The sequence below is a fragment of the Mycobacterium sp. DL99 genome (genome assembly GCF_004762045.1).
Lineage (GTDB): Bacteria > Actinomycetota > Actinomycetes > Mycobacteriales > Mycobacteriaceae > Mycobacterium.
On sequence record NZ_SJOM01000007.1, the window covers coordinates 6,222,719 to 6,236,029 of the forward strand.

Below are 13,311 nucleotides of genomic sequence, written 5' to 3' on the forward strand. Positions count from 1 at the left end.
GCCCGTGTAGTCAACCACACGAATGCGTGATGCTTCTCTTCAGCAGTTGTCGTCCCTGGTCGCCCCTCAGCCGTTGATGGTCGCGATCAGGTCTGGTTTCAGGGCCTGCAACTGAGCCGCCCAGTACGGCCAGGCATGGTTACCCGCCGACGGGAAATGGAAGCTCGCGTTGCCGCCGCCCGCCTTGGTGTAGGCCTCCTGAAAGTCCTTGTTGCTCTTGATCGCCAGCGTCTCCAGACTGCTGGCGCTCATCGCGAGGTTCGGGTCGGAGCCCTCGTCGAGCCCGGTGGCGCCGCCGGGTGCGCAGTACACCCACAGCCGCGTGCCGTTGGCCACGATCTTGGCCACCTGCTTGACGGGGTCGTTGCGCTTCCAGGCGCCGTCCCAGGGCAGACCCCACATGTTGTCGACGTTGTAGCGACCCGCGTCGAGCATGGCCACACGGATCGCCTGCTGCATGAGCAGTGACGACGGGTTGAGGAATCCCGACAGCGACGCGGCGTAACTGAACTGACCTGGGTGATAGGCCGACAGGATCAACGCGGCACTGCCCGACATGGACAACCCGACCACGGCGTTGCCCGTCGCGGACACCTGCTTGTTGGCGGCCAGATAGGCCGGTAGCTCCTGTGTGAGGAACGTCTCCCATTTATAGGTATAGGTCTGCTTGTTCAGAGTCGACGGCGAATACCAGTCGCTGTAGAAGCTGGACTGCCCGCCGACGGGCATCACCGTCGAGAGGCCGGAACCGTAGAACCACTCGAACGCGGGGGTGTTGATGTCCCAGCCGCTGAGGTCATCCTGCGCGCGCATGCCGTCCAGCAGGTAGACCGCCTTGCTCGGCCCGCTGGGCGAAGTCGCCGGGGCGGGCTGGGCCTGCGCCCCTTCTGTGGTGCTCGCCGGGGCGGGCGCCGATGCCGGACCCTGGAACTGCACGCGGATGCTGCGCCCCATCGACGGCGAATACACGTCGAGGTACTCGACGGGCAGCCCCTCGCGGGAGAACGCCCCGGCAGGCGGCGCAGCGGCGAGCGCCCCGACAGCGGGCAGCATCGCGATCGCGGCGGTAGCCGTCAGAAGGCGCCGGCCCCATCGACGCGTGACGGAGACACCAGAGGTCAGCATCGGTTTTTTCGTACCGTCCATTCAAGATCTGTGCACAGGCTCGTCTGGGTATCGGCGCTAGCACGCCCAGCGTTACCAACCACACAGATTCAGTTCAGACAGCCTTACGGCCCCGTGGCCGGCATCCCCGTGTACGGCGGCTTCTTGGGCTCGGGAACCGGTAGACCGCAGCGCTTCAGGTCATAGAGCGGCACCCGGTCGATCCGGTACTTCGTGAACTCGTAAGCGTGCGCGAGGTTGGACAGGAACCGCCGCGGGGTCATCTCGCCGCGCACCGAGCTGAGCATCGACTCGGTGGCCGGGCAGGCCAGCGCCGCCTCGGCCTGGGCGATCCATTCCTCGTCCAGATAAGCCGGGATGTAGGGCCTGGTCTTGAGGAACGGCCCCTCGGCCACCGCCCAGTCCGGGAACAGGTTCTTGTCGTGGCCGATACGGCCGTCGGTCAACCGTTGGGTGTGCATCGCCAGCGGGTTCGTCAGGCCGATCTGGTCGATGACCCGCACGTCGAGCCCGACGTTCATGCCCAGCATGCCCATGTTGGTGAAGAACACGGTGTGCGGGGTGGCCAACGCCCGCCGTTCCGCCGGGGAGAGATCGGGCGGGGGCGGATAGGCCGGGACGACGTCCCACACGTCGTAATTGCCCGACGGCAACAACAGTGCCCCGTCGGGGGTGTTGTTGATGGCCGTCAGCACCGCACGCATGCGCGGGTAGTCCAGGTAATCGGCAGCGGTCAACGGGTGGGCATGACCGGTGGCCTGCGAGTAGAACCGGCGCTCGTCGACGATGCCGGTGTAGGTGACCCGCGTACCGTCGGCGCCCAGGCCGGACGAGTTGGCCGCCCAGATCGACCAGCCCACCACCGCGGCCCACAGCACGCTCGTGGCCGCGGCGAGCAGGTAACCCGTCTCCCTGGTGAACTTGGTGCCGTCGGGCAGCACGACGGGGATCACCGCGACGGGCATCAGCATGCAGAACAGCGGCGTCAGCAACACCCGGCCGTGCATGAAGTCGCCGCCCTGGCGCACCCAGTAGATCGCCTGCAGCAGCCCGCTGAGGAACATGAAAAGCACCACGGCAGCCGGACTTTGAACGGTCCGGGCCAGCCAGCCGTAGCCGCGGGGCACCTGATGGCGCACCCACCACGGCCGGGTCCTGGTGGTCAGCAGGACGGCGCTGAGCGCGGCCAGCAGCATCACCGGTACCCACAGGAGGTACGGCTGGTTGAAATTGGTCAGATAGGTCAGGCCCTGGGACCACTTGGATCCCGACGCGTCCTTGGCGACCGCGGTGCCCGGCACCATCAGCCCGTAGTAACCCATCCGGAAGATCTGGTAGGCGACCGGCAGCAGTCCGCCGGCCACCACGATCAGGACCCGGCGACGCCAACCGCGCGCCGCGATCAGCATCATGACCAGCGCGCCACCGCCGATCAGCGCCAGCTCGGGGCGGATCAGCACGCTCAGCCCGGCGACGGTGGCCAGCGCCCCCTCGAAGTACCGGCTCGAGACCGGATTGGGCGCGGCCTTCGGGCTGCCACGACCGACCGTTTTGGGAGCCGCGCGCAGAGCCTGCGACCAGCACACCATCATCCACCACAGCAGACCCAAATAGGCCAGCACCAAACCATTTTCGAGCCCCGAGGTGGCGAAGTCGCGGGCGGGCGGGACCGCGATGTAGACCAGTGCACCAGCGGGCAGCAGCAGTGCGCGGCGGCCCTGCAGGCTCGGGGCATACAACCGGCCGGTTCCGAGCATCGCCAGCACGACGCCGAGCACGCTCAGCGTCAGCGCGAACGCCAGGGCCACGTACTCCATCCGGACCGGGCCGCCGAGCCATGCGCCCAGCGTCACCAGGTAGGTCCACACCGTGGAGGTGTTGGCCTCGATCCGCTCACCCGCGTTGAAGACCGGGCCGTTGCCCGCCAACAGATTTCGCACCGTGCGCAGCACGATCAGGCCGTCGTCGGCGATCCAGCGGCGCTGCCACGCACCCCAGCCGAACAGGCCGGCGACCACGACCACACTCACCCACAAGCTGATCCGCACCGTGACGTCGTACGGAAACACCGGCCAGCGCGCCAACCGGGCACCCACGCCGCCCGCCAGGCGGCGCAGAGTAATTCGGTCAGCTGAAGTAGATGGCAGCACCGATGGTTCCGATCCACGCCAGGAACAGGACCTGCAGCACTCGGTCTTTCAGCGCGATCTCCTCTGGCTCACCGGCGATGCCACCATCAATGTCAACCGCATAACGCAGGATCGCGATCGTGAACGGAACCATCGTGATCGCGTACCACGAAGCGTCCTGGCCATCGAGCCCCAGCGCATCATTCGCACTGTCGCGCCCGAACGCCCACAGGCCGTAGCAGACCACCATCGCGGTGGCCGACAACGTCCAGACGAAGCGCAGGTAGCTACTGGTGTAACTCTCCAGCGACTTGCGGATCTTGGCACCGGTGCGCTCGGCCAGTTGCAGCTCGGCATAACGCTTTCCGGCCGCCATGAACAGCGAGCCGAAGGCCATGACCAACAGGAACCACTGCGACAGCGGGATATCGGCGGCCACACCACCGGCGATCGCGCGGAGCAGGAACCCCGAGGACACGATGCAGATGTCGAGCACCGCCTGGTGCTTGAGCCCGAAGCAGTACGCCAACTGGATCGCGATGTACACCGCCATCACCAGTGCCAGATCCGGTGTCAGCAGCCACGAGATACCCAGCGAGGCCAGCCCGAGCACGATCGCCAGCGTGTAGGCCAGCCACTCCGGCACCACACCCGCGGCGATCGGCCGGAACCGTTTCGTGGGATGGGCACGGTCGGCCTCGACGTCACGCGCGTCGTTGATCAGGTAGATCGACGACGCGGCCAGGCAGAACACCACGAACGCGATCGACGCCTTGAAGGCGAGGTCGGCGTAGTTGTACTCGATTCCGCTGCCGACGGCGGCCAACGGCGCCGCGAGCACCAGCAGGTTCTTGATCCACTGCCGTGGCCGCAGCGCCTTGATCAGCCCGACGGCCAGATTCTTCGGCGGCCCGGCCTCCGGCTGCGCTTCCTCACTCATTTGGCCACAGTCTCCTTCTGCCCGACACCGGCAGTTTTTCCGACCACAGAACCCACGACCGTCCCGACGGCCACGCCGGTCAGTACGTCGGTGGGATAGTGCACGCCCAACACCAGGCGCGACAGCGCCATCGGCACGACCAGCAGCGCCCGCACCGGCAGTCCCGTGGTCCGGGCCAGCAGAACGGCCGCCGCGGCGGTCGAGGTGGCATGTGCCGACGGGAAACTCAACCGGCTCGGTGTCCCGACGTTCACAGCGATGTCGGGGTGGTGCGGCCGCTCCCGGCGCACCACCCGCTTGATCAGGACCGCGGCGGCATGGGCGGCAAAGGCGCCGACGCCCACGGCGATCCATGACTTGCGCTTGGTGGGCTGGGCCAGGGCACCGACGGCCGCGAGCCCGAGCCAACCCAGGCTGTGCTCACCGAAATGCGACAGCGCACGGGCGCCGGCCAGCACGCCTGGCCGCGTGGCCAGGGCGGACTGCACGGCGACCAACACGGCGTCCTCGCCGCGCGGGGCATCGGTCATGTCAGTTTTTCTCCGCCGACTCGCTCAGCAACACCGTCTCCCACTTCTGGGTGCTGGTCAGCACCGGCAGCGCCTCACGATAGACCTTGCGCATCCGGTCGAATTGACGGACCACGCGCAACTGCTGGCGCAGCGAGGCACGCAGCAGTGCGAACATCTTGGCCCGATCGCGCTGCCGGTACACCACACCGCGGCCATCGGCCGTGGTCACGGTGACCCCGTCGGCCCGGCACAGCGAGAACCAGCGGGCGTCCTGGGTGGCCACGTTGATCTGCGGCCGGACGTGGGTCCCGGGATCGTGCTTACGCAGTTGGTGGACCGCGCCGCGAGCCAGGTTCACCAGGATCGCCGGCTTGGACACCGGGATGCTGATCTTCCTGCGCTTGAGATCCGAGGCCGGCGGCAGTTCGGTGGCCCCGGCCAGCACGACGGCATCGGGGAACTGCTGGCGCATCGCGCGGATGTCGGGCAGGGCCGACTCCAGGATGGAGAAGATGTGCTCCGGGCCGGCCAGGAAATCCTCCATCGCCTGGTTCTGAATGGCGACAGTCGAATATTCAAGGCACAGAAGGTGTTTGAACGTCGCCTTGAGATGGCTGGCCATCAGCCCGCGGACGTCGCCGTCCCAGTGCATGGCCGACACCACGAGCCGGTTGCGCAGGTGGAAGTAGGCCTGCCAGTCGATCGCGTCGTCCTTGTCGCTCCAGGCCATGTGCCAGATCGCCGCACCCGGCAGGGTGACGGTGCGGTAGCCGTGCTCGGCGGCGCGCAGGCCGTACTCGACGTCGTCCCACTTGATGAACAACGGCACCGGCTGGCCGAGCTCCTCCGCGACCTGCCGCGGGATCATGCACATCCACCAGCCGTTGAAGTCGACGTCGACGCGGCGGTGCAGCAGCTTGCTGCGGTCGGACTCGACGTCGTCGAGCGCATGCTTGGCGAAATCGTGGTCGTACTCGGCGTTCGGCGCCGCCGACCACATGAAGTTCGCCCGGTCCACCATCTCGCCCATGATGTGCAGGTGCGAGGGCTCCTGCAGGTTGAGCATCTGACCGCCGACCAGGATCGGCTCTTTGGCGAACCGGTTCATGGCCAGGGCACGCAATATCGAATCGGGTTCGATACGGATGTCGTCGTCCATGAACAGGATCTGCTCACAGTCGGTGTTCTTCAGCGCCTCGTACATCACCCGGCTGTAGCCGCCGGACCCGCCGAGGTTGGGCTGGTTGTGGATCGTGAGCCGGTTGCCCAGCGCGGCCGCGGCGGGCTCGAAACCGGGGTGGTCCTTGGCCTTGCTGGTGCCCTGATCGGACACGATGACCGCACCGACCACCTCGTCCACCAACGGATCCGAGGTCAGGGCGGCCAGAGCATTGACGCAGTCCGAGGGCCGGTTGAAGGTGGGGATGCCGACGGCGATGTTGGCCCGGCCCGGCGCGGGTGAGGGCGCGTACCAACCGGCGCTGTGCACCCGCACCGCGGAGTTGGTGGTGATGTCGAACCAGATCCAGCCGCCGTCCTCGAAGGGGGCCAGGTCGATCTCGAATTCGACCGTGGCGCGGGCGCCACCATCGGATCCAGCCGGGTTTCCTTCGCTGGACACCGGAGCGCCGCCGACGGTGATCCGCGCGCCGGTGGCCTTGGACCGGTAGACGTCGACGCGGGCGCTGCCGGTCAGCTCGACGCGCAGCACCACCGATTTCAGGCTGGACCAGCGCCGCCAGTAGCTGGCCGGGAAGGCGTTGAAGTACGTGGCGAACGAGACCTCGGATTCGGTGCCGATCTCCAGGGCGGTGCGGGTCGGCGCATGTGCCCTACGAGCATTGGTGTCGGATTCCTTGATGTAGAGCTGACGGACGTCCAGCGGCTCGCCCGGTCGCGGCAGGATGACGCGGGCCAGCAGACTGACGGCCCGCGATTCTCCGGCGTCGAGCGCGCCGGATGGGATGTCACTCATGCTTTGCTGCTTTCCACTTCGGTAGCCAGCGGTGCACCCTCGGACAGGTGCGGTGCCAGGGTGTTGTCGTACATGTTCAGCGCACTGGCGATGGCCATGTGCATGTCGAGGTACTGGTAGGTGCCCAGCCGGCCGCCGAAGAGCACCTTCGCCGAGGCGGTCTCGTCCTTGGCGCGGGCCCGGTAGGCGCCCAGCAGTGCACGGTCGGCCTCGGTGTTGATCGGGTAGTACGGCTCGTCTTCCACTTCGGCGAATCGCGAGAATTCCCGCATGATCACCGTCTTGTCGGACGGGTAGTCCCGCTCGGGGTGGAAATGGCGGAACTCGTGGATGCGGGTGTAGTCCACGTCGGCGTCGTTGTAGTTCATCACCGGGGTGCCCTGAAAATCCCCGGTCTCGAGCACTTCGAGCTCGAAATCCAGTGTGCGCCAGCCGAGCCGGCCCTCCGAGTAGTCGAAGTAGCGGTCCAGGGGCCCGGTGTAGACGACCGGGGCGTCAGGGTTGGCCGCACGGAGTTCGTCGCGCACGTCGAACCAGTCGGTGTCCAACCGCACCTCGATGCGGTCGTCGGCGGCCATGTTCTGCAGCCACGCGGTGTACCCGTCGACCGGCAGACCTTCGTACGTGTCGTTGAAGTACCGGTTGTCGAACGTGTAGCGCACCGGCAGGCGGGTGATGTTGGCCGCCGGCAGCTCGCGTGGGTCGGTCTGCCACTGCTTGGCGGTGTAGTGCTTCATGAACGCTTCGTAGAGCGGGCGGCCGATCAGCGAGATGGCCTTCTCCTCGAAGTTGGCCGCCTCGTGCCCGGCGATCTCGCTCGCCTGCTCCTTGATCAGCGCCCGGGCCTCGTCCGGGGTGAAGTAGCGCCCGAAGAACTGGGAGACCAGGCCGAGTCCCATCGGGAACTGGTAGGCCTGGCCGGCGTGCATCGCGAAGACGCGGTGCTGATAGCCGGTGAAGTCGGTGAACTGCCGCACGTAGTCCCACACCCGTTGGTTGGACGTGTGGAACAGGTGGGCCCCGTACTTGTGGACCTCGATACCGGTCTGCGGTTCGGCTTCCGAGTAGGCGTTACCACCGATATGCGGACGGCGTTCGATAACAAGGACACGCTTGCCCAGTTGCGTCGCCACGCGCTCAGCGATCGTCAGACCGAAGAAACCGGAGCCGACGACGAATAAGTCGAAATGTCCGCTGGACTGGTCTGTAGCGACCCGGGGAGATAAGGACGTCATCGGCAGCCAGGGTATCCGACCACGCCCCTGTGCCCCGAATTCAACGAAGGGCCCAGGTCGCAATTCGCTCACGATTCAATATCGTCACTTTAGACCCATGAGTCACAGCCCTAACATCGATCTCGTTGGCACTCATGGGCTTCACACCATCTGGTCCGGAATGCCGACGGAGCAAGAGGAATGCACCACCCAGTTATGTGAAGTGCACGTCCGAGCAGCAACAAATTGAGGAGACTTCCGTGCCGAACCGCCGTCGACGCAAGCTCTCGACAGCCATGAGCGCAGTCGCCGCAGTGGCAGTCGCAAGTCCAGTCGCCCTAGTTGCCATGTCGCAGCTTTCCCCCGCGCCACAGGAGCGCGAGTTCACCCAGGCCGCACTGGTCACCGACCTTCCCGGTGAACTGATGTCCGCACTGTCGCAGGGCCTGTCCCAGTTCGGCATCAACCTGCCGCCGATGCCGAACAGCCTGCTGACCGGCTCGTCGCCGACGCCGACCCTCGGCTCGCCGACGCTGACGTCACCCGGTCTGGCGTCCCCGGGCCTGACGTCGCCGGGGCTCACCGCACCGGGCCTGACCGACCCCGGGCTCACTTCGCCCGGACTCACGTCACCGGGGCTCACGTCACCGGGACTGACCTCCCCCGGCCTGACCTCGCCTGACGCCTCGCTGATCAGCCCCAACGGTCTGTCGCCGAGCTTGACCTCGCCGACGGCCGGCCTTCCGGCCGCACCGGGTGGGCTGACCAACCCGGCGCTCACCGCGCCGACCGGCTCGCTGACCAATCCGGCACTGACGCCGGCGGGCGCCGTGCCGGGCGGGCTGACCACCACCCCCGCTGGACTGGGCGGTGGGGGCCTGACCTCGCCGACGGGCCTCGACCCGTCGCTCTCCGGCGGCCTCGGCGGCCTGGGCGCCCCGGGCGAGGTGCCGATCTCGGCTCCGATCGGGCTGGATCCCAGTGCGGGGACCTACCCGCTGCTGGGCGCCGATCCGTCGCTGGCCGCGATGCCCGCCACGGGCGGCGGCGGTGGCGGGCTGTTCGGCGACCTGTCCAGCGCTGCCAACCAGCTCGGCGCCGGCCAGGCCATCGACCTGCTCAAGGGCATGGTCATGCCGGCGATCACCTCGGCGATGAAGGCCCCGGCCGCCGCGGTGCCGCCGCCGGCCCCGGCCCCGGCGCCGGTCCCGTAACAAAGGCCCTACTGGAAGAACGGCACCGCAGAAGCCATCGGCTCTGCGGTGCCGTTGCCTGTGAAAGACACGCGGGGACCGTGTCGAAACATTCGCAACATCTGACTCATACGTAACATCAGTCCGTGCAGTCCCGCCGTTCCGCGCCGCCGATTCTCTTCACCGCACTTGCGGCGACGGTCGTGATCGCGCCCTGGGCGATCGCCGGATCCGAACATGGCAAACAGCCCAATCCATCTGACGCGGCACCACAACTCACACAGCAACCGCTCGACAATCTCGCGGTCGGCGAGAGTGTCCGCGAGATCCATCAGGACACCCCGTTCTCGATGGTCGCGCTCACCTCACCGGACCTGCGCGGAACCTCCGCCCGGGTCCGGGCCCGCAAGGACGACGGCACCTGGGGCCCCTGGTACCAGGCCGAGAACCTCGACGGCGTCGGCGCCGACACCCCGGGCCCACGGGGCACCGAACCGGTGTTCGTCGGGCGCACCAACACCGTGCAGATCTCCGTCACCCGCGCACCGCAGGCCCCCACCCCGCCGCCCGGAAAGCCCCGGCCGGCCAAGCCGGCCCTCGGCTATGTGCCCGCCAACGTCGAAGCGCCCATCGGCCAGAACGTCACCGCGGTGCTGATCAGCCCGCCCCAGTCCCCCGTCGACGTCGGACCACTACCGATCGCCGCCATCAACCCCGGCCAACCGCCGACCATCATCAGCCGGGCCCAGTGGGGTGCCGATGAGTCGATGCGATGCGGAAACACGGTGTACGACAAGGGCATCCGGGCCGGCATCGTGCACCACACGGCGGGCAGCAACGACTACGCCCCCGAGGATTCAGCAGGCATCATCCGGTCGATCTACGAGTACCACACCCGCGAGCTCGGCTGGTGCGACATCGCCTACAACGCCATGGTCGACAAGTACGGGCAGGTGTTCGAAGGCCGCGCCGGCGGCATGGACAAGCCGGTCGAGGGTTCGCATACCGGCGGCTTCAACATCGACACCTGGGGTGTGGCGATGCTGGGCGATTTCGACGTCGTGCCACCCACCGAGATCCAGGTGCGCAACACCGGCCGGCTGTTGGGCTGGCGACTCGGCCTCGATCACATCGACCCGCGCGGCACCGTCGTACTCACCTCCGCGGGCGGATCTTTCACCCACTTCCCGCGCGGAGCGACCCCCACCCTGCCGACGATCTTCACCCACCGCGACGTCGGTATCACCGACTGCCCCGGCAATGCCGCCTACGCCCAGATGGACCACATCCGCGACATCGCCGCCCGGTTCAACCAGCCACCCGGCCCCGCGGACCTGGCCGAACAGATGCGTGGCGGCGCGATCTACGCCCGGTGGCAGGCCGAAGGCGGTGCGAACGGACTGCTGGGCAACCCGACCTCGCCGGAGTCCGCCGGTGCCGGTGCCGCCCGCTACGCGACCTTCGAGCACGGCGCCGTGTACTGGTCACCGGAGAGCGGCGCCGAACCGGTGACCGGCGCCATCTACGAGGCATGGGGCTCGCTCGGCTTCGAGCGCGGCGCGCTGGGCCTGCCGACCAGTTCCGAGATCCCCGAACCCCAGTGGATCGTGCAGAACTTCCAGCACGGCACGCTGAACTTCGACCGCGAGAAGGGCACGGTCACCCGTGTGGTCGACGGTGTCCCGGTGGAACTGCCGCCGCCGTCACCCGATCAGCAGCCGGTGCAGCTGGAGCGCTTCACCCCGATCACCTGAGCGCTCGGCGCGTCAGGACCACCAGCGTTCCAGCACCCGGGCCACCCCGTCCTCGGCGTTGGTGACGGTGACCTCGTCGGCCGCGTCCACCGCCTCAGGGTGGGCATTGCCCATCGCCACACCGCGCCCGGCCCAGCGCAGCATCGGTATGTCATTGGGCATGTCGCCGAAGGTCACGACATCGGCGGCGGTGAGCCCCAGCGGAGCGGCCAACTCCTCGACACCGGTGGCCTTGCTGATCCCCAGCGGCAGCACCTCGATCAGACCGTTGTTGGTCGAATAGGTGATATCACCTTGCAAACCAACGTGTTTGAGCAGCTCGGCAGCCATGTCAGCACTCCGCGCGCCGGCCTTTCGGATCAGCAGCTTGACCGCGGGAGCACTGAGCAGATCGTCGACCGACACCTCGGTGTTGTCGGGATTGAGCCAGGCGTGCTCGTACCCCGGTGAGCTGACGAACTGCGGAGTCGCCGCGTCATGCGCGGAGGCGCCCACCCGCTCCACCGCCAGACCCGCTCCCGGAATCACCCGGGTGGCGATCTCGGCGAGCTCACCGAGCACGTCGGACGAGAGCGTGCGCGCCGACACGATGCGGTCCGTGGCCGGGTCGTAGATCACGGCACCGTTGGCGCACACCGCCATCGGGGCCAGGCCCAGTCCGTCGACCACCGGCGCCACCCACCGGGGCGGCCGTCCGGTGGCCAGGACGAACGTCGCGCCCGCCTCGACCGCCGCCTGGACCGCCGCACGGGTGCGCGGCGTGACCTTCTCGTCCTCGTCGAGCAGCGTTCCGTCCACGTCGGTGGCGATCAGCCCCGGCGCCCGCTCGGCACCTGTCACTTTTTTCCCGTCGCTTCACGCTCGGCACGCTTGCGCGCGCGTTCGGCCAACTCGGCCTCGTCCAGCCGCTTGGCCTCAGCCAGTGTCGGCGCACTGCCACCGAGTCGGTGGGGAACCCAGTATGCCCCCGCCGGCGCGGGATAGTCCCGCTGAGCCAGGTCCAGGAGTGCCGACATCCCGGCCCGCAGGGTGTCATCGATCTGGGCCACCGGACCCGTCGCCGTGATCGGCTCGCCCACCACCACACTCACCGGAATTTTCTTGCGCCCCAGCGACTTCGGGCGGTCCTTGGTCCAGATGCGCTGCGCGCCCCAGACGATCAGCGGAATGATCGGCACACCGGCCTCCAGGGCCATGCGCGCCGCACCGGTCTTGAAGTCCTTGAGCTCGAAGGCGCGACTGATCGTGGCCTCCGGATACACCCCGACCAGCTCGCCGCGGCGCAACGCGTCCACCGCCGCCGCGTAGGCGCCCGCGCCTGCTCTGCGGTCCACCGGGATCGTGCCGGTGTGTTTGATCAGGTAGCCCACAGGCTGCACCTGTTCCATCTCGGCCTTGATCATGAACCGCATCCGGCGGCCGCGTTCGGTCGCGGCCAGGGCGGCAGGCAGGAAGTCCACGTAGCTGGTGTGGTTGATGGCGATGACAGCACCGCCGGTGGCGGGCAGATTGCCCACCCCGCGAAAGGTGATCCGGGTTCCGGTGGCCCGCACTGCGAGCCCGGCGGCGATCTCCAAGCTTCGGAAAACCGGTTCCATACGCGGGCTTACCCCGGGGCCCCGGTGGGTTCGGGTCCGGCCTCGGCTCTCCTGGCCGCCTTCGCGGCCGCCTCGTCGGCATCCATCCGGTTGGCCTCGGCCAGCGTCGGCGCCGAGCCGCCGAGCCGGTGCGGCACCCAGAACTCGCCGGGCGGATACGGCCCGTAGGCGTCCTGCACCTCGGCCAGCAGGTGCTGCATGCGTGAATGCAGCAGAGCGGTGAGTTCGGCGGCGGGCAGCGTCGGCTGGATCGGCTCACCCACCGCAATGGAGATCGGCACCTTGGGCCGGTACAGATTCTTCGGGCGGCCCTTGGTCCAGATGCGCTGTGCACCCCACACGATGTGCGGCACGATCGGCACCCCGGCCTCGATCGCCATCCGCGCCGCGCCGGACTTGAAGTCCTTGATCTCGAAGCTGCGGCTGATCGTCGCTTCCGGATACACCCCGACCAGCTCACCGGCCTTGAGGTAGTCGACGGCGGCCTCGAACGAGGCGGCCCCGCTGTCGCGATCCACCTCGATGTGGCGCAGGCTGCGCATGATCGGCCCGGTGACCTTGTTGTCGAAGACTTCCTTCTTCGCCATGAACCGGACCTTGCGGCCGCGCTTCTGCAGATAGGCAGGCAAGCCGGCGAAGGTGAAGTCGAAGTAGCTGGTGTGGTTGATGGCCACCACCGCACCGCCGGTGACCGGGATGTTCTCCACCCCGGTCACGTTGAACTTCAGCCCCTGCAGACGCCAGGCAGCCCGAGCGAGTTGTATGACAGTCCCGTACACCGGTTCCACGTGGCCAGCCTAATCCCAGCCCGGATCGGCGCATCACCCAACTCGGGCTAGGCTGGGCGGGCATCAAAGGACTCCATCGAAAG

Annotated in this window: 11 protein-coding genes; 2 read left to right on the plus strand and 9 right to left on the minus strand. The window is 67.7% G+C overall.

What is annotated here, in order from left to right; genetic code table 11:
• Window positions 1–66: 66 nt before the first annotated feature.
• From EYZ64_RS30230 to glf, 6 genes are all read right to left on the minus strand, one after another.
• Window positions 67–1,125 (minus strand): esterase family protein, encoded by a 1,059-nt coding sequence (locus EYZ64_RS30230; protein ID WP_135459433.1) that lies wholly within the window; start codon window positions 1,123–1,125, stop codon window positions 67–69.
• A gap of 104 nt (window positions 1,126–1,229) precedes the next feature.
• Complete coding sequence (gene aftB, locus EYZ64_RS30235; RefSeq protein WP_502702996.1) at window positions 1,230–3,275, minus strand: terminal beta-(1->2)-arabinofuranosyltransferase; 2,046 nt, start codon at window positions 3,273–3,275, stop codon at window positions 1,230–1,232.
• A complete protein-coding gene (locus tag EYZ64_RS30240; protein WP_135459434.1) occupies window positions 3,253–4,194 on the minus strand; it encodes a decaprenyl-phosphate phosphoribosyltransferase in 942 nt (313 codons plus the stop codon). Before EYZ64_RS30240 ends, aftB begins: the two co-directional genes overlap by 23 nt.
• Complete coding sequence (locus EYZ64_RS30245) at window positions 4,191–4,724, minus strand: phosphatase PAP2 family protein (protein WP_135459435.1); 534 nt, start codon at window positions 4,722–4,724, stop codon at window positions 4,191–4,193. Before EYZ64_RS30245 ends, EYZ64_RS30240 begins: the two co-directional genes overlap by 4 nt.
• Before the next feature lies 1 nt (window position 4,725).
• Window positions 4,726–6,681, minus strand: a complete 1,956-nt coding sequence (locus tag EYZ64_RS30250) for a glycosyltransferase (protein WP_135459436.1) — start codon at window positions 6,679–6,681, stop codon at window positions 4,726–4,728.
• The gene (gene glf, locus EYZ64_RS30255; protein WP_135459437.1) at window positions 6,678–7,916 is read right to left on the minus strand and encodes a UDP-galactopyranose mutase; all 1,239 of its coding nucleotides are present in this window, start codon (window positions 7,914–7,916) and stop codon (window positions 6,678–6,680) included. The genes EYZ64_RS30250 and glf overlap by 4 nt, the downstream gene beginning before the upstream one ends.
• A gap of 239 nt (window positions 7,917–8,155) precedes the next feature.
• Here glf and EYZ64_RS30260 point away from each other — a divergent pair, with 239 nt between their 5' ends.
• Window positions 8,156–9,109 carry a hypothetical protein gene (locus EYZ64_RS30260; protein ID WP_135459438.1) on the plus strand — a complete coding sequence of 318 codons (954 nt, stop codon included), beginning with the start codon at window positions 8,156–8,158 and terminating at the stop codon, window positions 9,107–9,109.
• 125 nt (window positions 9,110–9,234) lie between these two features.
• Window positions 9,235–10,842, plus strand: coding sequence for an N-acetylmuramoyl-L-alanine amidase (locus tag EYZ64_RS30265; protein WP_135459439.1), 1,608 nt, complete (start codon window positions 9,235–9,237; stop codon window positions 10,840–10,842).
• Between the two features lie 12 nt (window positions 10,843–10,854).
• On the opposite strand, the gene EYZ64_RS30270 is transcribed toward EYZ64_RS30265, so the two are convergent.
• Genes EYZ64_RS30270 through EYZ64_RS30280 form a run of 3 tightly spaced genes read right to left on the minus strand, consistent with a single transcriptional unit; the run spans window position 10,855 to window position 13,228 of the window.
• A complete protein-coding gene (locus EYZ64_RS30270; protein ID WP_135459440.1) occupies window positions 10,855–11,682 on the minus strand; it encodes an HAD family hydrolase in 828 nt (275 codons plus the stop codon).
• The gene (locus tag EYZ64_RS30275; protein ID WP_135459441.1) at window positions 11,679–12,440 is read right to left on the minus strand and encodes a lysophospholipid acyltransferase family protein; all 762 of its coding nucleotides are present in this window, start codon (window positions 12,438–12,440) and stop codon (window positions 11,679–11,681) included. Before EYZ64_RS30275 ends, EYZ64_RS30270 begins: the two co-directional genes overlap by 4 nt.
• 8 nt (window positions 12,441–12,448) lie before the next feature.
• Window positions 12,449–13,228 (minus strand): lysophospholipid acyltransferase family protein, encoded by a 780-nt coding sequence (locus tag EYZ64_RS30280; protein ID WP_135459442.1) that lies wholly within the window; start codon window positions 13,226–13,228, stop codon window positions 12,449–12,451.
• Window positions 13,229–13,311: the final 83 nt, after the last annotated feature.

Bases quoted from the DNA above. Each gene is read 5' to 3' on its own strand.
- EYZ64_RS30230 (WP_135459433.1), bottom strand. From the start codon at position 1,125: ATGCTGACCTCTGGTGTCTCCGTCACGCGTCGATGGGGCCGGCGCCTT.
- EYZ64_RS30240 (WP_135459434.1), bottom strand. From the start codon at position 4,194: ATGAGTGAGGAAGCGCAGCCGGAGGCCGGGCCGCCGAAGAATCTGGCC.
- EYZ64_RS30245 (WP_135459435.1), bottom strand. From the start codon at position 4,724: ATGACCGATGCCCCGCGCGGCGAGGACGCCGTGTTGGTCGCCGTGCAG.
- EYZ64_RS30250 (WP_135459436.1), bottom strand. From the start codon at position 6,681: ATGAGTGACATCCCATCCGGCGCGCTCGACGCCGGAGAATCGCGGGCC.
- glf (WP_135459437.1), bottom strand. From the start codon at position 7,916: ATGACGTCCTTATCTCCCCGGGTCGCTACAGACCAGTCCAGCGGACAT.
- EYZ64_RS30275 (WP_135459441.1), bottom strand. From the start codon at position 12,440: ATGGAACCGGTTTTCCGAAGCTTGGAGATCGCCGCCGGGCTCGCAGTG.